This window comes from Arthrobacter sp. T2-23 (assembly GCF_055398325.1).
This window is the reverse complement of sequence record NZ_AP027917.1, coordinates 3472268-3493996: the sequence shown is the minus strand read 5'-3', so window position 1 is coordinate 3493996 and position 21729 is coordinate 3472268. Positions and strand designations below refer to the sequence as shown.

Annotated in this window: 18 protein-coding genes and 2 tRNA genes; 3 read left to right on the top strand and 17 right to left on the bottom strand. The window is 67.0% G+C overall.

Features of this window, described 5'->3' with window-relative positions; translation table 11 throughout:
* Positions 1-69: 69 nt before the first annotated feature.
* The gene (locus ACZ5Z0_RS16355) at positions 70-741 is read left to right on the top strand and encodes a vitamin K epoxide reductase family protein (RefSeq protein WP_464109314.1); all 672 of its coding nucleotides are present in this window, start codon (positions 70-72) and stop codon (positions 739-741) included.
* A 44-nt stretch (positions 742-785) separates the two neighbouring features.
* Here the strand turns inward: ACZ5Z0_RS16355 and ndk are convergent, their stop codons facing one another.
* From ndk to ACZ5Z0_RS16320, 7 genes are all read right to left on the bottom strand, one after another.
* Complete coding sequence (ndk, locus tag ACZ5Z0_RS16350) at positions 786-1199, bottom strand: nucleoside-diphosphate kinase (protein ID WP_138769094.1); 414 nt, start codon at positions 1197-1199, stop codon at positions 786-788.
* Between the two features lie 40 nt (positions 1200-1239).
* Positions 1240-1683 (bottom strand): DUF4233 domain-containing protein, encoded by a 444-nt coding sequence (locus ACZ5Z0_RS16345; RefSeq protein ID WP_138769093.1) that lies wholly within the window; start codon positions 1681-1683, stop codon positions 1240-1242.
* A 2-nt stretch (positions 1684-1685) separates the two neighbouring features.
* On the bottom strand, positions 1686-3044 hold the full coding sequence (locus tag ACZ5Z0_RS16340) for a bifunctional folylpolyglutamate synthase/dihydrofolate synthase (RefSeq protein WP_464109313.1): 1359 nt from the start codon (positions 3042-3044) through the stop codon (positions 1686-1688).
* Positions 3045-3047: 3 nt separating this feature from the next.
* A complete protein-coding gene (gene ileS, locus ACZ5Z0_RS16335) occupies positions 3048-6395 on the bottom strand; it encodes an isoleucine--tRNA ligase (RefSeq protein ID WP_464109312.1) in 3348 nt (1115 codons plus the stop codon).
* A 362-nt stretch (positions 6396-6757) separates the two neighbouring features.
* Positions 6758-7858: a glycerophosphodiester phosphodiesterase gene (locus ACZ5Z0_RS16330; RefSeq protein WP_464109311.1), complete on the bottom strand. Its 1101-nt coding sequence runs from the start codon at positions 7856-7858 to the stop codon at positions 6758-6760.
* A 181-nt stretch (positions 7859-8039) separates the two neighbouring features.
* Entirely contained in the window at positions 8040-8813 is a 774-nt protein-coding gene (locus ACZ5Z0_RS16325; protein ID WP_464109310.1) for an SDR family oxidoreductase, read from the bottom strand.
* Between the two features lie 17 nt (positions 8814-8830).
* Positions 8831-9190, bottom strand: a complete 360-nt coding sequence (locus ACZ5Z0_RS16320) for a DUF488 domain-containing protein (protein WP_464109309.1) — start codon at positions 9188-9190, stop codon at positions 8831-8833.
* Positions 9191-9273: 83 nt separating this feature from the next.
* Here ACZ5Z0_RS16320 and valS point away from each other — a divergent pair, with 83 nt between their 5' ends.
* Positions 9274-11892, top strand: a complete 2619-nt coding sequence (valS, locus tag ACZ5Z0_RS16315; RefSeq protein ID WP_464109308.1) for a valine--tRNA ligase — start codon at positions 9274-9276, stop codon at positions 11890-11892.
* 118 nt (positions 11893-12010) lie between these two features.
* Here valS and ACZ5Z0_RS16310 read toward each other — a convergent pair whose 3' ends face one another.
* The 8 genes from ACZ5Z0_RS16310 to ACZ5Z0_RS16275 form a co-directional block, all read right to left on the bottom strand.
* Positions 12011-12304 carry a putative quinol monooxygenase gene (locus tag ACZ5Z0_RS16310; protein ID WP_464109307.1) on the bottom strand — a complete coding sequence of 98 codons (294 nt, stop codon included), beginning with the start codon at positions 12302-12304 and terminating at the stop codon, positions 12011-12013.
* A 118-nt stretch (positions 12305-12422) separates the two neighbouring features.
* Complete coding sequence (locus ACZ5Z0_RS16305; RefSeq protein ID WP_464109306.1) at positions 12423-14252, bottom strand: glycoside hydrolase family 15 protein; 1830 nt, start codon at positions 14250-14252, stop codon at positions 12423-12425.
* Positions 14253-14590: 338 nt separating this feature from the next.
* Entirely contained in the window at positions 14591-15208 is a 618-nt protein-coding gene (locus ACZ5Z0_RS16300; RefSeq protein ID WP_464109305.1) for a mycothiol-dependent nitroreductase Rv2466c family protein, read from the bottom strand.
* Positions 15209-15350: 142 nt separating this feature from the next.
* Complete coding sequence (gene clpX, locus ACZ5Z0_RS16295) at positions 15351-16631, bottom strand: ATP-dependent Clp protease ATP-binding subunit ClpX (RefSeq protein ID WP_138769083.1); 1281 nt, start codon at positions 16629-16631, stop codon at positions 15351-15353.
* Positions 16632-16850: 219 nt separating this feature from the next.
* Complete coding sequence (locus ACZ5Z0_RS16290) at positions 16851-17510, bottom strand: ATP-dependent Clp protease proteolytic subunit (RefSeq protein ID WP_146338590.1); 660 nt, start codon at positions 17508-17510, stop codon at positions 16851-16853.
* Positions 17511-17548: 38 nt separating this feature from the next.
* Complete coding sequence (locus tag ACZ5Z0_RS16285) at positions 17549-18160, bottom strand: ATP-dependent Clp protease proteolytic subunit (protein ID WP_138770441.1); 612 nt, start codon at positions 18158-18160, stop codon at positions 17549-17551.
* 246 nt (positions 18161-18406) lie between these two features.
* Positions 18407-19807, bottom strand: coding sequence for a trigger factor (gene tig / locus ACZ5Z0_RS16280; protein ID WP_464109304.1), 1401 nt, complete (start codon positions 19805-19807; stop codon positions 18407-18409).
* Positions 19808-19876: 69 nt separating this feature from the next.
* Positions 19877-19951: transfer RNA gene (locus ACZ5Z0_RS16275), tRNA-Pro, on the bottom strand.
* A 131-nt stretch (positions 19952-20082) separates the two neighbouring features.
* Between ACZ5Z0_RS16275 and ACZ5Z0_RS16270 the strand changes: the two genes are divergently transcribed.
* Positions 20083-20153, top strand: a tRNA-Gly gene (locus ACZ5Z0_RS16270).
* A gap of 80 nt (positions 20154-20233) precedes the next feature.
* On the opposite strand, the gene ACZ5Z0_RS16265 is transcribed toward ACZ5Z0_RS16270, so the two are convergent.
* Together ACZ5Z0_RS16265 and ACZ5Z0_RS16260 are read right to left on the bottom strand one after the other, a co-directional pair.
* Positions 20234-21178: an Fpg/Nei family DNA glycosylase gene (locus ACZ5Z0_RS16265; RefSeq protein WP_464109303.1), complete on the bottom strand. Its 945-nt coding sequence runs from the start codon at positions 21176-21178 to the stop codon at positions 20234-20236.
* Positions 21178-21672: a ribose-5-phosphate isomerase gene (locus ACZ5Z0_RS16260; RefSeq protein WP_464109302.1), complete on the bottom strand. Its 495-nt coding sequence runs from the start codon at positions 21670-21672 to the stop codon at positions 21178-21180. The genes ACZ5Z0_RS16265 and ACZ5Z0_RS16260 overlap by 1 nt, the downstream gene beginning before the upstream one ends.
* Positions 21673-21729 lie beyond the last annotated feature (57 nt).

The following is a 21729-nucleotide window of genomic DNA, read 5'->3' as shown; positions in this document are numbered from 1 at the left end:
ACCCGGATTCGCCCAGCCTGCGGCGATACAATCGGCCCAAGAGCACCCGACGCAAAGGATCGAGTTTCCATGCCCAGCATCTCGCACGCCCCGGACGATGTGACCGCCGGCGGGCACGCCACCGGCACGGCCGCGGCGGAGCGCCCCCTCCCGCCGATGACCCGCGACCGCCCGTTCGGCTGGCTCCTGCTGATCACCGGCGTCGTCGGCTGGCTGGCTTCGGGAACGCTGGTACTCGAAAAACTGGAAGTCCTGAAGGACCCCAAGCACGTGACGGTGTGTGACGTGAACCCGTGGATCTCGTGCGGCCAGGTGATGCAGACCTGGCAGAGTTCACTCTTCGGCTTCCCCAATATGTTCATCGGCATTGTCGCGTTCGCCGTCATCATCACCACTGCCATGGGCCTCCTCGCCGGTGCAACGTTTGCCCGCTGGTACTGGCTCGGGCTGCAGGCCGGCGTCACGCTGGGCTTCGCGTTTGTGGTGTGGCTCTGGTCCCAGGCGCTGTACTCCATCCACATTCTGTGCCCGTTCTGCATGATCGTGTGGGCCGCGATGATTCCCCTGTTCGTCTGGGTGACCGTGCGCAACGTGAGCCACGGCTTCATCCCGATGCCCGCCGCTGCCGCCCGCATCGTCGGCGACTCCGGCTGGATCCTCACGGCGCTGCTCTACGTCGCCGTGGTCGCCACCATCTTCTTCGCCTTCATCCAGGTCTTCGTGGGAACCTCCGGCTACTAACCAACCCGCCAACAACAGCGCGAACGTGCGCTTGTCGGCGGTGCTTAGAACCAGATCTTGATCTCGCGCTCGGCGGACTCGGCCGAGTCGGAGCCGTGGACCAGGTTCTGCTGGACCTTCTCGCCCCAGTCGCGGCCGAAGTCGCCCCGGATGGTGCCGGGCGCCGCCGTCGTCGGGTCCGTGGTGCCGGCGAGGGAACGGAAGCCCTCGATCACGCGGTGGCCTTCGAAGATCGCGGCGACCACAGGTCCGCTGAGCATGAACTCGACCAGCGGCTCGTAGAAGGGCTTGCCGACGTGCTCCTCGTAGTGCTGTTCCAGGAGTTCGCGGCTCGCGTTGACCTTCTTGAGTTCGGCCAGGGTGTAGCCCTTGGCTTCGATCCGGGCGATGATGCTGCCGGTCAGGTTGCGGGCGACGCCGTCGGGCTTGACCAGGACGAGGGTGCGCTCAGTACTCACAGCTGCTCCAATTTTGGTTGGGGTGGGGTTCGGGACAAGTCTAGTTGCTTTGGCCTTCGGGATTCGCGGCTTCCCAGGCGGCCTGCTCGCGTTCGCGCTGGGCCGCTTCGCGGTCGATCCGGATGCCGGTCCGGATTCCGTACCACCAGGTGATCGCGAAGAGGCCCCCGACCACGTACATTGTCGGCTCCACGATGCCGGTGAGGATCAGCAGCACCTGCAGGATCCAGCCCAGGGCCACGCCCCACGGCTTCGAGAGCACCGCGCAGGTCAGCACGAGCACCACGCTCAGGCCGATGCCGACGCCGAACACCAGCAGCGGCGGCAGCTCCCCGCGCCGCAGCCCGAAGACCGCGAGGGTGCCAAAGAGCGCCACAAAGGCCTCCAGCAGGAGCACGGTCGAGGCGAACATGACCTTGGTGGAGCGGCGTTTCTTGGGCATGCCCGGGCGCCATTCGCGCTGGGCCTTGGTGAGTCTGGCCATGGTTACGCCTCGGTCTTTCCGAGCAGGATCCGGGCCTCGGCCACCAGCGTGATGGAACCGGTGACGAGGATCCCGCCGGCGAGGTCCTCGTTGAACTCGGCCCGCTCCACCGCCCACTCGAGGGCGTCGTCGAGCTTCTCGGCGACGTGGATGTTGTCCTCGCCAAAGCCCAGGTCCAGCGCCAGCTCGGCGAGGTCCTCGGCCGGTACGGCCCGCGGCGAGTTGGACTGGGTGAAGCAGTACTCCGAGGCCAGGTCGCCCAGGGATTCCTTGAGCTGGCGGAGGATTTCCTCGGCGTCTTTTTCCTTCAGGACACCGACGACCACCACGAGCTTGCTGAAGCTGAACGCCTCGTGGATGGCCTCGGCGGAGACCCGGATGCCCTCGGGGTTGTGCGCGGCGTCCACGATGATGGTCGGCGCGGTGCGGAGCACCTCCAGCCGGCCCGGGGAGCTGACGGAGGCGAAGGCTTCCTGCAGCACCTCGGCGTCGAGCGGCTTCTCGGCGCCGAAGAAAGCTTCCAGCGCGGCAATCGCGACGGCGGCGTTCTCGGCCTGGTGCGCCCCGTGCAGGGGGACCAGCAGGTCCTCGTAGCGGCCGGCGATGCCCTGGATGGTCACCATCTGGCCGCCGACGGCGACGTTGCGGGACTCGACGCCGAACTCCACGCCTTCGAAGCGGAACGGCACGTTGACTTCCTTGGCCTTCTCCAGCAGGACCTGGGCCGCGTCCACGGGCTGCGCCGCGCTGATCAGGAAGCCGCCGGGCTTGATGATGCCGGCTTTTTCGTAGGCGATCTCCTCAGTCGTCTCGCCCAGCAGCTCGGTGTGGTCCAGTGAGATCGGCGTGACCACGGCGACCTGACCGTCGCCGACGTTGGTCGCGTCGGTGATGCCGCCGAGGCCCACCTCGATCACGGCCACGTTGACCGGCTGGTCCGCGAAGACCGCGAAGCCCAGGATGGTCAGGCACTCGAAGTAGGTCAGCCGCGGCTGGCCGTCGGCCTCGAGCTCGCCGTCCACGATTTCCAGGTACGGGCGGATCTCGTCCCAGATCCGGACGAACGTCTCATCCGGCACCGGTTCGCCATCGATACTGATCCGTTCGGTGACTTTGGACAGGTGCGGGCTCGTGTACCGGCCCGTGCTCAGTCCGTGGGCGCGCAGCCCGGCCTCGATCATCCGCGCCGTGGAAGTCTTGCCGTTGGTGCCGGTGACGTGGATGATCGGGAACGCCTTGTTCGGCTCCCCCAGGATATCCATGGCCCGGTGCAGGGGCGCCAGCCGCGGCTCCATCTTGTTTTCCGGCGCCCGGCCCAGCAGCTCGGCGTAGACGCTCTCTACGGAAAATTCGTCGGTCATGAATTATGCCCCTACTTCAACGGTTACTTTTTCGACGCTGACCTGCGGGTCCTTGACGTCGGCGGGTACAGTGCCCAGCTCCACGGTGAGGGTCTCGGTCTTGACCAGCTCGGCGTGGGCCAGCAGCGCTTCGATGGTGTCGGGCGCCGCGGTAACGATGGTGCGGATCCGGTCGCTGACGTTGAGCCCGGCGTCCTTGCGGGCCTGCTGGATGGCGCGGACCAAGTCACGGGCGGTGCCTTCGGCTTCGAGTTCCGGGGTGACCTCGGTGTTGAGCACCACGAAGCCGCCGCCCGGCAGCACTGCCGCTGCGCGGGAGCCCTCGCCTTCGGCTGCTTCTGCCACCACGGTTTCCAAGGTGTATTCCTGCGGCTCGAGGACGAGCCCGCCGGCGGTGACCAGCCCGGCGTCGTCCACGCTCCAGTCGCCGGACTTGGAGCCCTTGATGGCCTGCTGGACGTTCTTCCCCAGCCGCGGCCCGGCGGCACGGGCGTTGACCACCAGCTTCTGCTCGATGCCGAACTCCTCCGGGGAGGCGCTCTCGGCGTCGAGCAGGCGCACGGAGCGCAGGTTCAGTTCATCGGCTACGACGGCGGCGAAGCCCTCCAGCGCGCCTGCGCCGGGGGCCACCACGGTGAGTTCCTGCAGCGGCAGGCGCACGCGGAGGTTGGCGGCCTTACGCAGCGAGGAGCCGGTGGAGCAGATCTGCTGCACCCGGTCCATCGCCTCGACGAGTCCGGCGTCGGCCGGGAACAGTTCCGCGTCCGGCCAGTCGGCCAGGTGCACGGAGCGACCGCCGGTGAGGCCGCGCCAGATCTCCTCGGACACCAGCGGCAGCAGCGACGCCGCGACCCGGCAGACCGTTTCCAGCGCGGTGTAGAGCGCATCGAAGGCGTCGACGTTCTCATCGAAGAAGCGTTGGCGGCTGCGGCGGACGTACCAGTTGGTGAGCATGTCCAGGTAGCCGCGCAGTTCATCGCAGGCTCCGGAGATGTCGTAGCTGTCCAGCTGCGTGGTCATGTTCCGGACCAGGTCGCCGGTGTTGGCCATCAGGTACTGGTCCAGGGTGTCGGCGTAGCCGTCGTAGCGCAGCCTCGCGTCGTAGCCCGCGCCGCCTGCGGCAGCGTTCGTGTACAGGGTGAAGAAGCTGTACACGTTCCACAGCGGGAGGATGACCTGGCGGACGCCGTCGCGGATGCCCTGCTCGGTGACCACGAGGTTGCCGCCGCGCAGGATCGGGCTCGACATCAGGAACCAGCGCATCGCGTCGGAGCCGTCGCGGTCCAGGACCTCGGAGACGTCCGGGTAGTTGCGAAGGCTCTTGGACATCTTCTGCCCGTCGGAGCCCAGCACGATGCCGTGGCTGATGACGTTGCGGAAGGCCGGCCGGTCGAACAGCGCGGTGGAGAGGATGTGCAGCATGTAGAACCAGCCGCGGGTCTGCCCGATGTATTCAACGATGAAGTCCGCCGGATTGTGGGTGTCGAACCATTCCTCGTTCTGGAACGGGTAGTGGACCTGGCCGTAGGGCATAGAACCGGAGTCGAACCACACGTCCAGAACGTCCTCGACGCGCCGCATCAAGGACTGGCCTTCCTCGGGGGTGCGTGGGTCGTCCGGGTTGGGGCGGGTGAGCTCGTCGATGAACGGCCGGTGCAGGTCCACCTGGCCGGCCTTGTTCAGCGGGAGCCGGCCGAAGTCGGCTTCGATTTCGGCGAGGGAGCCGTAGACGTCGGTGCGCGGGTAGTCCGGGTCGGTGGACTGCCAGACCGGGATAGGGCTGCCCCAGTAGCGGTTGCGGCTGATGGACCAGTCGCGGGCGTTGGCGAGCCACTTGCCGAACTGGCCGTCTTTGACGTTGCCCGGGATCCAGTTGATCTCCTGGTTTAGTTCGGACATGCGGTCCTTGAACTTGGTGACCTCCACGTACCAGGAAGACACCGCACGGTAGATCAGCGGGTTGCGGCAGCGCCAGCAGTGCGGGTAGGAGTGCTCGTAGCTGGCCTGGCGGACAAGGCGGCCCTGGGCTCGGAGCACCTGGGTGATGGGCTTGTTGGCCTCGAAGACCTGGAGCCCGGCGATCTCGGCGAGGTCACCGTGGCCAAACAGCGGCAGGAACTTCGCGCCCTCGTCCACCGAGAGGACCACCGGGATTCCGGCCTCTTCACAGACCTTCTGGTCGTCTTCACCGTAGGCGGGGGCCTGGTGGACGATGCCGGTGCCGTCGGTCGTGGTGACGTAGTCGGCCACGAGGAAGCGCCAGGCGTGCTCGGTGCCGTACTTCTCGGCGTCGGCGAAGTAGTCCCAGAGCGGCTCGTAGCTGAGGCCCTCGAGTTCGGTGCCGCTGTGGCGGGACACGACGGCAGCCTCCGCGGCGGCAGCGCCCTCGGCGCCGTCCCCGTAGCCAAGGTCCTTGGCGTAGGCGCCCAGCAGGTCCGCCGCGAGCAGGAAGCTGCCGGTGACGGGTGCCTCGGCCGCGGCAGCCTTGATTCCGTTCGGGCCGGCGGGCAGCACAACGTAGCTGATGGCGGGCCCGACGGCGAGCGCCAGGTTGGTGGGCAGCGTCCACGGCGTGGTGGTCCAGGCGAGCGCCTGCACCCCGGCGAGCTGCTTGGAGAGCTCCGACTCCCCCGCCGTGATGGGGAACGTCACCGTGACGGTCTGGTCCTGGCGGTTCTTGTAGACGTCGTCGTCCATCCGCAGTTCATGGTTGGACAGCGGTGTCTCGTCCTTCCAGCAGTAAGGCAGAACCCGGTAGCCGTTGTAGGTCAGGCCCTTTTCGTGCAGCTGCTTGAAAGCCCAGAGGACGGACTCCATGTACTCGACGTTGAGCGTCTTGTAGTCGTTCTCGAAGTCCACCCAGCGCGCCTGCCGGGTGACGTAGCTCTTCCATTCGTCGGCGTACTTCATCACCGAGGCGCGGCAGGCGTCGTTGAACTTGTCGATGCCCATGGCCTCGATCTGGGTCTTGTCCGTCATGCCCAGCTGCTTCATGGCTTCCAGCTCGGCGGGCAGCCCGTGGGTGTCCCAGCCGAAGCGGCGCTCGACCCGGCGGCCGCGCTGGGTCTGGTAACGGCCCACGAGGTCCTTGGCATAGCCGGTCAGCAGGTGGCCGTAGTGCGGCAGGCCGTTGGCGAAGGGCGGGCCGTCGTAGAACACGAATTCGTTGCTGCCATCTTGGCCGGCATCCCGCTGGTCGATACTCGCTTGGAAGGTGCCGTCCTGGTCCCAGTACTTCAGGATGCGCTCTTCGATCTCCGGGAACTTCACGGAGGCGGATACGCCAGTGGTGCTGGAAGTGGAGGTGCCGGCGCCTGCGGGTGCGGCTGAGGCCTTGGGGTAATGGGTCATCTCGACATCCTGGGTTGAGCTGGTGAACAACGGGATTCATTCAGGATGCGAGGACGGCTCGTGTGTTGTTTCACCAACACCGGCACCGCGGTACCACCTCACTTACCGTCCCCGATCCCGCCCTTCCCCTGAGAATCCAAAGGAAAGCGCTGCACCGAAGGCGGCCGCTCGTTGACTGCTGTGACGGGCTTACCCGTCCGGTTCTACCGGCCCTGGCGCGTCGTGTTGCCGCGCCGGGGCGTTCTTCCGGAAGCTCACCGGTGATGGCCGGGTCAAAGCTGATACGTCGATGTTACCGGAAGTCCCCGCGTTTCACTGCCCGGCGGACCAGCCACCGGGCAGTGAATCACGACGCCGGCACCCTAGCGGGCAGCCTTCAACGCGAACGCCTTGGGCAGTTTCATGCCGGACTCGGCCATAACCTCGCGGAGCCGGTCGGGGTAGTCGGTGATCAGCCCATCGACCCCGTCTTCGATCAGGGCCCGCATGGTGGGCTTGTCATCGACGGTCCACGGGATGACCTGCATTCCTGCGGCGTGGGCACGGCGCACCATGTCCGCGGTGACGTAGGGGACGTAGTCCGGGTCCGTCACCTTGCCGTTCTGCGGCGAGCCGTGGACCGGGGAGATGGCGTTGAAGTGGAGGGACGCGGCCGCAGCGACCAGGTCGCCGCCGAAGTCGTCGGCGTCGATGCCGCCGAGCCACGGGGACTTCCCGGGCTGGCCGGCCTGCAGGAAGTCCTTGTTGGTCAGTGCGACGGTCGGGATCTTGGGCGCCTGCTGCTGGACGAGGCGCAGGGAGCCCCAGTCGAAGCTTTCGATGGAGACGCGGTGCTGCATGTGCGCCTTGTTGATTTCTCGCAGGGCGACTTCGACGAACTGTTCGCGGGGTGCGGTCTGCTCGGGGGCGCCGGCTTCGACCTTGGTCTCGATATTGAACCTCACCTGACTGGCGTGGTGGGCGTCCGTCATGGCGAACACCTCGGCCAGGGTGGGCATCTTGGCGCCCGGAGAGGCCTGCTGGCCGGGGAACTGCGGCAGGGTCAGCGAGCCGCAGTCCAGGCTGCGGACCTGGTCGAAGGTGAGGTCCTTGATGTACTTGCCCACGTACGGAAACTGCGGGTCATTCGGGGTGACCGGTGCCGTGTCCAGGCATTTCTGGGCGCTGATCTTGCGGTCATGGGTGATGACTTCGCGGCCGTCCTTGGTGATCTGGAGGTCCATTTCGAGGGTGGTGACGCCGGTCTCGATCCCCTTGGCGAAGGACGCCAGGGTCGATTCGACAGTCAGGCCGATCCCGCCGCGGTGTGCCTGAAGGTCGAAGTGGTTGTCGCCCCCAGCTGCGGAGGTGCCGCCGGCGTTGGTGTCGGCCGCCTGGGCCGGGACGGAGGAGGCGAGCAGCAGGGCTGCGCCGACTACGGCGGCACTGACAATCGAAGAACCGGGCTTCGTCGGGTTTCGCATGGGAAAAGGATCTCCACTCTGGTGGTGTGCAGTTGCACCAGCCACCGTGCCTTCCCCCGGCGAACTCCCGGCCACCCCGTCCCGGCCCCCGGGCGACGCGGTGGTGAACGTCCGGGGGCCGGTGGCACAATGCCCGGCCCGGCCCCCGCGCGGTTGCCCGGCCCCGGCGCGGCCGTCCCGGCTAGCCCTTGCGGATCACCTTGAAGTTCGACGCCTGCGCCACCGGGCGGATCACGATCTGGTCCAGGTTCACGTGGTGCGGCGCGGTGACAGCGAAGCGGACGACGTCGGCGACGTCAGCGGCCGTGAGCGGCTTCTCCACGCCGGCGTAGACCTTCTCCGCGGCGCCCGCGTCGCCGAGCCGGTTCAGGGAGAACTCCTCGGTCTGGACCATGCCGGGGGCCACCTCGATCACCCGGAGGTTGTGTTCGGCCTCTTCCAGCCGAAGCGCCCCGGTGAGGGCGTGCTGGGCGAACTTCGCGGCGTTGTAACCGCCGCCGCCCTCATAGGCGGACAGGCCCGCCGTCGAGGTCAGGTTCAGTACGGTGCCCTCGCCGCACGCCCGCAGCATCGGCAGGAACGCGCGGGTGAGCTTCATGGTCCCGAGCACGTTGACCTCGTACATCCAGGCCCAGTCCTCGGTCTTGGCGTCGGCCACCTTGTCGGCGCCGCGGGCGCCGCCGGCGACGTTGATGAGGGTGTCGATTCCCCCGGCACGGGTCACCTCGTCCACCAGCCGCCTTACGTCGGCGTCGTCGGTCACGTCGGCGGGGAGGGCGACGGCGCCGGTCGCGTCGGCGAGTGCCTCCAGCCGGTCGACGCGGCGGGCGACGGCGAAGACGGTCCAGCCTTCCTGCCGGAGTGCGCGCACCGTGGCCTCACCGATGCCGGTGCTCGCCCCGGTGACCACTGCTGATTTGGCTGCTGATGTCTTGATGTCGGTTTCCTCAGTCATGGCACCACCCTAGCGTTTTAGCGCTCCAGGAATTCCAGCAGCACGCGGGCGTGGTTGGTCTCCGGATCCCTGGCACCAAAAAGCAGGGTCACCTTCGCATGCTGGGCGGCCAGCTCCCGCAGGGTGCCCACGGCGGGGTTCGTTTCCAGCTCGGCCTCGTAGGCGGCGCGGAAGTCCGCGAAGCGTTCCTGCATGTGGGCGAATTCGGTCCGCAGCGGCGGCGAGGGCGCTACTTCCTTGAGCCACAGCTCCAGTTGAGCTCGTTCCTTGCTGACGCCGCGCGGCCAGAGCCGGTCCACGAGGACCCGGCAGCCGTCGTCGTCGGCGGGTTCGTCGTAGATGCGCTTGATCGCAAAATGTCCGGTGTTTTCCTTCATAGTGGTGCACGTTATTGCAGTTAGATTCGCGAAAATAGCGCAGCGCGGTGAAACGAAGTGTAAAGAACTGCAAGAATTGACCCATGGCTGAAGACACGCAGGGTACAGACACGCCCACCACCGCCCCCATCAACGTTCCGGACAAGCCCGCCCTGGAGGGGCTGGAAAGCGCCCTCACCCGGCGCTGGCTTGACGAAGGGACCTACAAGTTCAACCGGGACACCACCCGGGAGCAGGTCTTCTCGATCGACACTCCCCCGCCCACCGCGTCGGGCTCCCTGCACGTGGGACACATGTTCTCCTACACCCAGACCGACGTCCTGGCCCGCTACCAGCGGATGACCGGCAAGAACGTCTTCTACCCGATGGGCTGGGACGACAACGGCCTGCCCACCGAGCGGCGCGTGCAGAACTACTACGGCGTCCGCTGCGATCCGGCCATTCCCTACGACGCCGACTACCGGCCGCCGGCGGAGCCCGCCAAGAACCAGCGCGACTTCGACGTCGTCTCGCGCCGGAACTTCATCGAACTCTGCGAGGAACTTGCCGTCGAGGACGAAAAGGTCTTCGAGAACCTGTTCCAGACCCTCGGCCTGTCCGTTGACTGGGACCTGACCTATCGGACCATCGACGACAAGTCGCGCGCCATCTCCCAGCGGGCGTTCCTGGCCAACCTGAACGCCGGCGACGCCTACATGGCGGAGGCCCCCACCCTCTGGGATGTCACGTTCCGCACCGCGGTGGCCCAGGCCGAGCTGGAGGACCGCGAGGTCGCCGGCGCCTACTACCGCTACCCGTTCTTCACCGAGGACGGCGACAAGATCTACATCGAGACCACCCGCCCCGAACTGCTGGCCGCCTGCGCCGCGCTCGTGGCCAACCCCGACGACGAGCGGTACCAGCCGCTGTTCGGCAAGAAGGTCACCTCACCCCTGTTCGGCGTCGAGGTGGAGGTCCGGGCCCACCCGCTCGCCAAGGCGGACAAGGGCTCCGGCATCGCCATGGTCTGCACCTTCGGCGACCTGACCGACGTGACCTGGTGGCGTGAGCTGCAGCTGCCCACCCGCGCGATCGTGGGCCGCGACGGCCGCATCATCGGCGAAACGCCTGACTGGATCACCTCCGAGGAAGGCCGCGCCGCGTTCCAGGCAATCGCGGGCAAGACCGTCTTCAGCGCCAAGGAAGGCGTGGTGGAGCTGCTCGCCGCCGCGGACCTGCTCGACGGCGAGCCCAAGAAGATCATGCACCCGGTGAACTTCTTCGAAAAGGGCGACAAGCCCCTCGAGGTTGTGACCTCGCGCCAGTGGTACATCCGCAACGGCGGCCGCGACGAGGAGCGCCGTGAGCGCCTGATCGGCCGCGGCAACGAGATCGAATTCCACCCGTCCTTTATGCGCTCGCGCTACGAGAACTGGATCACCGGCCTGAACGGCGACTGGCTGGTCTCGCGCCAGCGCTTCTTCGGCGTGCCGGTGCCGGTCTGGTACCCGCTCGACGCCGACGGCAACCCGGACTACGACGCGCCGATCCTGCCCTCCGACGCCCAGCTCCCGGTGGATCCCGCCGCGGACGCGGCCCCCGGCTACGAGGAAGCCCAGCGCGATGTGCCGGGCGGCTTCACCGGCGACGCGGACGTCCTGGACACCTGGGCCACCTCCTCGCTGACCCCACAGATCGTGGGCGGCTGGAGCACGGACGAGGCGCTCTTCGCCAAGGTCTTCCCGTTTGACGTGCGCCCGCAGGCCCACGACATCATCCGGACGTGGCTGTTCTCCACCGCCGTCCGCGCCGATGCCCTCCAGGACGTCGCACCGTGGAAGCACGCCGCGATCTCCGGCTGGATCCTCGACCCGGACCGGAAGAAGATGTCCAAGTCCAAGGGCAACGTGATCGTCCCGACCGACGTCCTCAACGAGTACGGCTCGGACGCCGTCCGCTACTGGGCGGCCTCGGCCAAGCTCGGCGCGGACACCGCCTACGAGATCGCACAGATGAAGATCGGCCGCCGCCTGGCCATCAAGCTGCTCAACGCCTCCAAGTTCGTGCTGAACCTGGGCGCCACCGAGAACTCCGTGGTCTCCTCCGACGTCTCGGTGCTGAGCAACCCCCTGGACCGCGCCGTGCTGGCGCAGCTCTCCGAGGTGGTCCGGCAGGCCACCAAGGCGTTCGAGAACTACGACTACGCCCGGGCCCTGCAGATCACCGAGAGCTTCTTCTGGCACTTCACCGACGACTATGTGGAGCTGATCAAGGACCGCGCCTACGGTGCCGCGGGCGAGGCAGAGCAGGCGTCCGTGCTGGCCGCGCTGGCCACGAGCCTGGACACCCTGCTGCGGCTCTTTGCGCCGTTCCTGCCGTTCGCCACCGAGGAAGTCTGGGGCTGGTGGCGGACCGGCTCGGTGCACCGGGCGCAGTGGCCCGCCGCCGTGGAGATCGACGGCGACACCACCCTGCTCGCCACGGTGGGCGCGGCGCTCGGCGGCATCCGCAAGGCCAAATCCGAGGCGAAGGTCAAGCAGCGCACCGAGGTGCTGTCCGCGACCATTACGGCGTCCGAGTCCCTGACGACCCAGCTGAAGGCCGGTCTGGGCGACCTCAAGGCCGCGGCCAACGCCCGCGAACTGGCCCTGGTGGCCGGCGAAGGTGAGCTGACGGTGAGCGACGTCGTGCTGGCCCCCGCCGAGGAGCCTGGCCAGGCGTAACGCCCGGCAATGCAAAGACCATGAACAGGGGCCCTCCGGCCGGCTCAGGCCGGGCGGAGGGCCCTCTTCCATTCCTGGTCTTCTGTTCTGTGTCTTCCGGGCTTAGAGTCTTCCGGGCTCAGATCCCGAAGGAAGTCTCGAAGTGCGTCAGGACCGGCGGAGCGGCCAGCAGGTCTCCCAGCCCGCTTGCTCCGTCGCCCGCCCGCCAGGCGCGGTAGGCGGAGTCATGCTCCAGGGACGCCCACTTTTCCACGACAAGGATGTGTGCCGGGTCCGCGCTGTCGACCAGCACATCGACGCCGAGGCACCCGTCGAACGCCCGCGTGTCGGCGAGAATGTCGCGAAGCACGGCCGGCGCCGTGGGCACGGAGTCTGTTTTGAGGGTCAGGTCAAGGTGGGCTGTGATGGGCACGGCGCTCCAGTGGTCGCGTGGCGGGGCGGGCACCCGGACGGTGCCCCTGTCATTGGAGGCAACCTCGGCGACTCCGGGCTTGTTCCTTCGACGTCGCTCGGCCGTCCTTCGTCTGCCGCTAGGTACCTGTCTCCCGGCTCCGCCGTTCCGCTTCGTTGATGGCCCAGGCCGCGTTGACCAGTCCAATGTGGCTGAACGCCTGCGGGAAGTTGCCCAGCAGTTCCCGGCTGTCCGGGGCCACCTCCTCGGCCATCAGTCCCAGGCTGGTGGCAAATCCGGCCGCTCGTTCGAAGACCGCTATGGCCCGGTCCGTCAGCCCGGCGAGGGCCAGGGCGTGGGCGAGCCAGAAGGTGCAGAGCAGGAAAGCCCCTTCCTCGCCCGGCAGCCCGTCGTCGCCGTGGTAGCGGTACACCAGGCCGCGGCCGTCGGTCAGCCGATTCTCCACGGCTTCGATGGTGGCGAGGAACCGCGGGTCGTCTGGCGCCAGGAAGCCAACGATCCCGAGCATCAGGGCCGACGCGTCGAGCTGCTCGGCGCCGTAGGCCTGGGTGTAGGCTCCCGCGGCGTCGCTCCAGCCGTTCGCTCGGATGGACTCGGCGATCAGCTCCCGGGCGTCCCTCCAGCGCGGCACCCGGTCCGTGGCCTGCAGTATCCCGGCCAGGGTGATGGCCCGGTCCACGGCGACCCAGCACATCAGCTTGGAATACAGGTAGTGCCGCGGTTCGCCGCGGACCTCCCAGATCCCCTGGTCTCGCTCCCGCCAGCGGGCGACGGCGGCGTCCGCCGCGTCCGCCAGGAAGCGCAGGGTTTCCGGTGCCAGGCCGTCGAGGAATTCCGGCATGGTCGCGGCAGCATCCAGCAGCTCGCCGTAGACGTCCAGTTGCCGCTGGTCCCAGGCTCCGTTGCCTACGCGCACCGGCGAACTCCCCCGCCAGCCGGGAAGGTGGTCCAGGACCCGCTCGGGCAGGTCCCGCTCGCCGCCGATACCGTACATGATCTGCAGTTCCTCGCCCCCGGCCAACTGGCGGGCAGCGGCCGTCGCGAGGAACTGGAAGAACTTTCCCGCCTCATCCGGGCAGGCCGCCACCCACAGCGCCTGCAGGGTCATGCTGGCATCCCGGACCCAGGTGTAGCGGTAGTCCCAGTTGCGGGTGCCGCCAGCCACCTCGGGCAGGGAGGTGGTCGGGGCGGCCACGATCGCGCCGGACGGATAGTAACTGAGGGCCTGCAGGACCCGGCCGCTGCCGGCCACGAGCTCCTGCCAGGGGCCGCGGTAGCCCTGGTGGATCCCGGACCAGCTGCTCCAGCCCTCGAGGGTGTCACCGAGCCGGTGCGCCATCTCCTGCTGGTCCCAGAACCCCGGCTCCTCCCCCGCCGCGTGCTGGCGGTGCAGGGCGAGGCCGAGGCTGTCGCCGGCGCGGAGGCTCAGGACGGCGTGGGCGGTGCCGCCGTCGAGCGTGAACGGCACCGGCGCGGACAGCGCCAGTTCGTGGGCGCCGGCCTGGATCAGCAGGCCGCCGTCCACGGCCTGCAGCACCGGGCGCAGCAGCCCGTACTCCGGCCGCGGCGCGAAGCTGACCGCCACGTCAACACTCCCCTCGGTGCAGGACAGCCAGCGCAGCAGCGTGCCCGGGGCCCCTTGGCCGAGGTCGTGCCCGCGCCGTCCGGAGCCAAGGACCAGTGCGTCGCTGACGGCGAGCCGGCCGTGGGCGGTGGTGTGGAGCGACTCCAGGACCATGGACGGGCCCAGGTACCGCCGGGTGGTCGTGTACTCGCCGGCGGGCCGGATGGACCAGTGGCCGGCGTCCTCGCCCAGCAGCCGGCCGAAGACCGAGGGACTGTCGAAGCGCGGGAAACAGAGCCAGTCCACGGAGCCCGCGGCGCTGACCAGGGCGGCGGACCAGCAGTCGGACAGCAGCGCGTAATCCGCGATGGGCTCAGTGCTCATGGCACCAATCTGAGGCGATTTTTGGGCAAAGGGGAAGCCCCATCAGCTTTTTGCGGTTGGTGGGGCTTCGACTTTTCGATTACCACGTGACGTCTTAGGTAATCTGGCGGGATCCTTGGAATTTCAGGTCTTCCTACCTCGTCACTGGTAGCCATCATCTGACTTTGCCGAAGGCTGCGTCGGATGAGTGTCACTGAATCTTTGGTTCCTGCGTCCCGCTTCTTTCGAAGTGGGTAAGTTCTATTGTTCTCCCGCTCTTCCGGATGCACAAGGGCCCCGGATGAACTACAACCGGGTAGTTCATCCGGGGCCCGTGGCGTACCGTCCGTGGGCGCGGCCTAGCTGAAGACAGGGCTCTCGGTGCGGCTGCGCTTGAGCTCGAAGAAGTACGGGAACGAGGCCAGCGTCACGGTGGCGTCCCAGAGCTTGCCGGCATCTTCGCCGCGCGGGATGCGGGTCAGGACGGGGCCGAAGAAGGCGGTGCCGTTGAAGGCGACGACCGGGGTGCCGACGTCCTGGCCGACCAGCGAGATGCCGGCCTCGTGGCTGGAGCGCAGCTGGGCGTCGAACTCCTCGGACTGCCCGGCGGCCGCAAGCCCGGCGGGAAGGCCCACCTCGGCCAGCGACTTGGCGATGACCTCGGAGATGTCCTTGTTGCCTTCGTTGTGGATCTTGGTGCCCATGGCGTCGTAGAGCGGCTTGATGTACTCCGCGCCGTGCTTTTCCGCGGCGGCGATGATGACCCGGACCGGGGCCCAGGCCTTGACGAGGAACTCCCTATACTCGGCGGGGAGCTCGTCGCGGCCCTCGTTCAGGACCGCCAGGCTCATCACGTGCCACTCGGTCTTGATGTCCCGGACATCTTCCACCTCGGAGATCCAGCGCGAGGTCACCCAGGCGAAGGGGCACATCGGGTCGAACCAGAAGTCTGCTTTGTTCGTCAACGTTTCGGGCACAGGGTTCTCCTTTGGAAGTCAAACGGCGAGCTCGCACCGCGTCCTGCCCGCGGCTGTGGCCACGGACGGCACGGTGCAACGGTTAGGCATAGCGACGCTGTCGGCGGATTTATTCCGGCGTCGGTGCGGACGCCCGTTACCGTCAGGCGGACTTACGGCGCTTGACGTCGTGGGCGATCATGGTGGGCGCGGCCTTCTTGGCCACCACGTCCTCGGTGATGACCACGCTGGCGACGTCGTCGCGGCTCGGCAGGTCGAACATCACCGGCAGCAGGACTTCCTCCATGATGGCGCGGAGGCCGCGGGCGCCGGTCCCGCGTTCCAGTGCCTGGTCGGCGATCAGGTCCAGGGCCTCGTCCTCGAAGACCAGCTCGACGCCGTCGAGCTGGAACATCTTCTGGTACTGCTTCACGAGGGCGTTCTTGGGCGTGGAGAGGATCTGGATCAGCGCCGGCCGGTCCAGGTTCGAGACCGTGGTGATGACCGGCAGCCGGCCGATGAATTCGGGGATCAGGCCGAACTTCAGCAGGTCTTCGGGCATGACCTCGCCGTAGGAGTCCGCGTTGTTCTTGACCTCGTTCAGCGGGGCGCCGAAGCCGATGCCCTTGCGGCCGGAACGCGAACCGATGATCTCCTCAAGACCGGCGAAGGCGCCGGCCACGATGAAGAGGACGTTCGTGGTGTCGATCTGGATGAATTCCTGGTGCGGGTGTTTGCGTCCGCCCTGCGGCGGAACCGAGGCCACGGTGCCTTCGAGGATCTTCAGCAGCGCCTGCTGCACACCCTCCCCGGAGACGTCCCGGGTGATGGAGGGGTTCTCGCTCTTGCGCGAAATCTTGTCGATTTCGTCGATGTAGATGATGCCCTGTTCGGCCTTCTTGACGTCGTAGTCCGCGGCCTGGATGAGCTTGAGCAGGATGTTCTCGACGTCCTCGCCCACGTAACCGGCTTCGGTCAGGGCCGTGGCGTCGGCGACGGCGAACGGGACGTTCAGGCGCCGGGCGAGGGTCTGGGCCAGATAGGTCTTGCCGCAGCCCGTGGGTCCGATCAGCAGGATGTTGGACTTGGCGATCTCGACGTCGTCGTGGTGGCCGCCCTCGGCCAGGGCGCCGCTCTTGGGAGCGTGGCCGGCCTGGATCCGCTTGTAGTGGTTGTAGACGGCGACGGCGAGGGAGCGCTTCGCGGGCTCCTGGCCGATCACGTATTCCTGCAGGAAGTCGAAAATTTCGCGGGGCTTGGGCAGCTCAAAGCTGCCCAGGTCAGCTACTTCGGCGAGTTCTTCTTCAATGATCTCGTTGCAGAGTTCAATGCACTCGTCGCAGATGTAGACGCCGGGCCCGGCAATGAGCTTGCGGACCTGCTTCTGGCTCTTTCCGCAGAAAGAACACTTCAGCAGATCGGTGCTCTCGCCAATCCGAGCCATATGGTAACCCCTTAGTATCTTGCTGCCGGCTGGGTCGTGCTCCTGTGCAGCGCTGCATCCGTTACTGGATCACGGACGTTCCTCGCGGGACGTAAGACCGTGACATCTTCCACTCTAGGTCACTTTGGTCCTGATGGGTGGAAAGAAGACGCCGGTGCGGCCCATTTCTCCTGAGCTGCACCGGCGTCGCGTGGCAGTCGTGGTGCGACTGCCGATGTACTACTTCGTGATGGCCTGCGGCTTGATCTTGCGGGAATCGAGCACCTGGTCGATCAGCCCGTAGCTCATGGCCTCGGCGGCCGTGAGGATCTTGTCGCGTTCGATGTCGTTGTTGACCTGCTCGGAGGTGCGGCCGGAGTGCTTGGCCAGGGTGTCTTCGAGCCAGGAGCGCATCCGCATGACTTCGGCGGCCTGGATCTCCAGGTCGGAGGCCTGACCGCCCTGGCCGCCGGAGAGGGCGGGCTGGTGGATCAGCACCCGGGCGTTCGGCAGGGCCAGGCGCTTGCCCGGGGTGCCGGCGGCGAGCAGCACGGCCGCCGCGCTGGCGGCCTGGCCCAGGCAGACCGTCTGGATCTCCGGGCGGATGTACTGCATCGTGTCGTAGATCGCCGTCATGGCGGTGAACGAACCGCCGGGCGAGTTGATGTAGAGCGTGATGTCGCGGTCCGGGTCGGTGGACTCGAGCACCAGCAGCTGGGCCATCACGTCATCGGCGGAGGCGTCGTCGACCTGGACGCCCAGGAAGATGATGCGGTCCTCGAACAGCTTGGTGTAGGGGTCCTGGCGCTTGAAGCCGTAGGGGGTGCGCTCTTCAAACTGCGGCAGCACGTAGCGGCTGCTCGGCAGGTTCCCGGCAGTCGATCCGAAGTTGTAGTTCATGTTCATTGCTCCTGGAGTCGGTTCTGTCTGCGTGCCGGTTAGTTTTCGCTGCCGGCGTCGGCGTTGGTTCCGCCGCCGCCTGCCACGGACCCGGCGTGCGCCGCGATCTTGTCGAAGAAGCCGTATTCGAGGGCTTCGGTCGCCGTGAACCACTTGTCGCGGTCGTTGTCCTTGAGGATGGTCTCCACGGTCTGCCCGGTCTGCTCGGCCGTCAGTTCGGCCATGACCTTCTTCATGTGCAGGATCAGCTCGGCCTGGATCTTGATGTCCGAGGCGGTGCCGCCGATGCCGCCGGAGGGCTGGTGCATCAGGATGCGGGCGTTCGGGGTGGCGTAGCGCTTGCCCTTGGTGCCGGAGGAGAGCAGGAACTGGCCCATCGAGGCGGCCAGGCCGGTGGCCACGGTGACGACGTCGTTCGGGATGAACTGCATCGTGTCGTAGATGGCCATGCCGGCGGTGACGGAACCGCCGGGCGAGTTGATGTACAGGTAGATGTCCTTCTCGGGGTTCTCGGCCGAGAGCAGCAGCAGCTGCGAGCAGATCGCGTTGGCGTTCTCGTCGCGGACCTCGGAGCCGAGCCAGATGATGCGCTCTTTCAGCAGGCGGTTGTAAATGTAGTTATCCTGGGCCGCCGGATCGACGGTAGCCATCCGGGGTGCCCCTGCTTGCTGTGACATGTGTACTTACCTCTCGCTGGCGACGGTGACGCCACTTGACGGCATCACTGAACTTTCCTACATGGACACTAACGGTTTTCGCGGCCGCTTTGTGCGCAGGCGCAGGGCTGTTCGCTGACGGCGCACGATTGGCCGGGAGGGTTCATTGCAGGCTTAAAAAGCCGCACCCCCGGATGCGTGATCCGGGGGTGCGGGCAGGGACTGCGGGAACAGGAAGTATTAGAACTTCACTGCTGCCGGGTCATCGTTCTTGGCGGTGGCTGCTTCCTCGGAAGCGGTCTCCTCAGCAGCGGCGTCCTCGGCGTCGGCTTCGAAGGAAGCCTCTTCGCCGCCGGGGCGGACGAAGTCGCTCAGGTCGATCTTGTTGCCCTCGGAGTCGGTGACCTCGGCCTGGCCCAGGACGACGGCGAGTGCCTTGCGGCGGCGCACCTCGGACACCATCATGGGAACCTGGCCGCTCTGATCGATGATCTGGGCGAACTGGTTCGGGTCCATGCCGTACTGGCTGGCCGTGGTGACGATGTAGTCGATCAGCTCGTTCTGAGTGACGTTGACTTCTTCTTTTTCGGCGATAGCGTCAAGGATGATCTCGTTCTGGAAGGCGCGCTCGGTGTTGGCCTTGACCTCGGCGCGGTGTTCCTCGGTGTCGTGCTCGCCTTCACCGTGGGAGTTCTCGGCGCTGAAGTGCTGCTCAAGCTGCTCTTCGACGACGGATGCCGGAACCGGAACCTCGACGAGCTCAACGAGCTTGTCCAGGACCTTGTCGCGGGCCTCGACGCCCTGCTCGACGGTCTTGGAGTCGGCGGCCTGCTTGGCGAGGTCCTCGCGGAGCTCGGCAAGGGTGTCGAACTCGGACGCCAGCTGGGCGAAGTCGTCGTTGGCCTCGGGAAGCTCGCGCTCCTTGACGGCCTTGACGACAACCTTCACCTGCGCGGACTCGCCGGCGTGGTCACCGCCCACGAGGGTGGTGTCGAAAATAGCGTCCTCGTCTGCGCTGAGGCCGGTGACGGCCTCGTCGAGGCCTTCAAGCATGGTGCCGGCGCCAACCTGGTAGGACAGGCCGGAAGCGGAGTCCACCTCGGCGCCGTCGATCGAGGCGGTGATGTCGATGGTGAGGAAGTCCCCGTCGGCGGCGGGACGGTCCACGGACTTGAGCGTGCCGAAGCGGCCGCGCAGTTCGTCGAGGGCCTTGTCGACGTCGGCGTCGGACGACTCCGCTGCGGCGACCTCAACCTTGATGCCGGCGTAGTCCGGGAGTTCGATCTCGGGACGGACATCAACCTCGGCGTGGAACTTCAGTTCGCCGTCGGTGGCGGACGGGTCCGGCACCTCGGTGATTTCGACCTCGGGACGGCTCAGCGGACGGATGCCGGTTTCCTGCACGGCAGCCTGGTACCAGCCGTTGAGGCCTTCGTTGATGGCCGTCTCCAAGACGTAACCGCGGCCAACGCGCTGGTCAATGAGCTTGGAGGGGACTTTGCCCTTGCGGAACCCGGGAACCTGGATCTGGGAAGCAACAGTCTTGTATGCCTCGGCGATGCTGGGCTTCAATTCCTCAAAGGGGACCTCAACATTGAGCTTGACCCGCGTGGGGGTGAGGTTCTCGACAGCGCTCTTCACAGTCTAAGTACTCCTGGTTTGGGGGGATGGGGCTCTGCAACGCCACTTCGAAAGGCAGTTGCTGCAGAGTCGGGGTGACAGGATTTGAACCTGCGACTTCCTGCTCCCAAAGCAGGCGCTCTAGCCAAGCTGAGCTACACCCCGTAAGTGCACAGAACAGTCTACGGTCATCCTGTGGCGTTTTGCACATTTGACACTGGGGGCCTGAATTGGGTTTAGTTGTATCCGGCTTCAACAGCCGCCCGGAAGTTTTGCTGAAGTTCCAGTAAATTCCCGGGGACGTAGCTTAATGGTAAAGCCTCAGTCTTCCAAACTGATTACGCGGGTTCGATTCCCGTCGTCCCCTCCGAAATATGACGAAGAACGGCCCCTCTCCGGAGGGGCTTTTTTCATGCCCGCCCGCCACACGCGGCGATTCCACGGCGCTCACGAACGCTGGCAGCCCGGGCACCAGTAGAGCTTGCGGGCAGCATGATCCGCCACGGCTACGGCCGTGCCGCAGTCCCGGCAGTCCAGGCCCTGGCGCCGATAGACGAAGTGCGCGTCCTCCGGGGCGGGCAGCCCCTTGGGCGTTCCCGTCCCATTGGGCGTCCCCGCTCCCTCTGCACGTGTTCCCCCCGTCCCCGTCCAGTAGCGCGGCGGGGTGGTGACGATCCGGCCGTCGCGCACGCCGTCGGACATCATGCCGACGGTGTCGTCCCAAAGCAGTCCGGCGGCCTCCGCGGGCAAGGCATTCCCGGGCAGCCAGGGGTCCAGCCGTCCCCGGAACAGCAGCTCGGCGCGGTACACGTTCCCGACGCCGGCAATCACCTTCTGGTCCATCAGCAGCGTCGCCAGCGGGGTGCGCTTCCTGGCCAGCCCGGCGAGGAAGCTCTCCCGGTCACCGGGCAGGTTCCGCAGCGGGTCCGGACCAAGCCTGGCCGCGACGGCCTCGACGTCGGCCTCGGTCAGCGTTTCGCAGGTGGTTGCCACGCGCAGGTCCGCCCAGCCGTGCCCGCTCGCCAGCCGCACCCGGACCGCGCCGACCGGCGCCGGCGGACCCGCATAGACGGGATCCGGGCCGTCGTCGGCGTAAGTCTCCCGCTCGCCTATTTTCCGGGGCGCGCCGATGCTGGAGGCCCCGCGGAAGCTGGCGTCGCCGCCGAAGTCCCAGGCGCCGTACAGTCCCAGGTGCACGTGCAGGACCAGTCCGTGCTCGAAGCCGAGGAACAGGTGCTTACCGTGCGCCGCGGATTCGGTGAGGACGTGGCCGTCCAGCAGGGCCGCGCCCTGCACGAAACGTCCCTGCGGGCTGGTCACTGCCAGCCGCTCCCCCGCGAAGACGTCCGCAAACTGCCGGGCCAGCCGGTGGACAGAATGCCCCTCCGGCACTACTCGACGACCTCGCCGGTGGCCTCGTAGGTGGCGATCTTGCCGATCCGGCGGATGTGGCGCTCGTCGTTGCTGAAGGGCTCGGTCAGGAAGGCCTCGATGATGGCCGTGGCCTCGTCGACGCTGTGCTGCCGCCCGCCGACGGCGACGACATTGGCGTCGTTGTGTTCACGGGCCAGCTTGGCGGTGGACAGGTTCCAGGCCAGGGCGGCCCGGACCCCCTTGACCTTGTTGGCCGCGATCTGCTCGCCGTTGCCGGAGCCGCCCAGCACAATGCCCAGCGCGCGGGTGCCCGCCGCCTGGTCGGTCACGACGGCGCGGGCGGCATTGATGCAGAAGGAGGGGTAGTCATCCAGCGCGTCATAGACCTTCGGGCCGTGATCCACGACGTCGTAACCCTTGGCGCTGAGGTAGCCCACCAGGTGGGCGCTGAGCTCCATGCCTGCGTGGTCGGTGGCGATATGAACGCGCGGGAAGTCCGGGGCAGTGGTCACGGGCGGATCCGTTCTGTGGGGCGCCGGTGGACTTCCGGCGCTGCTGGTCAGGGCTCC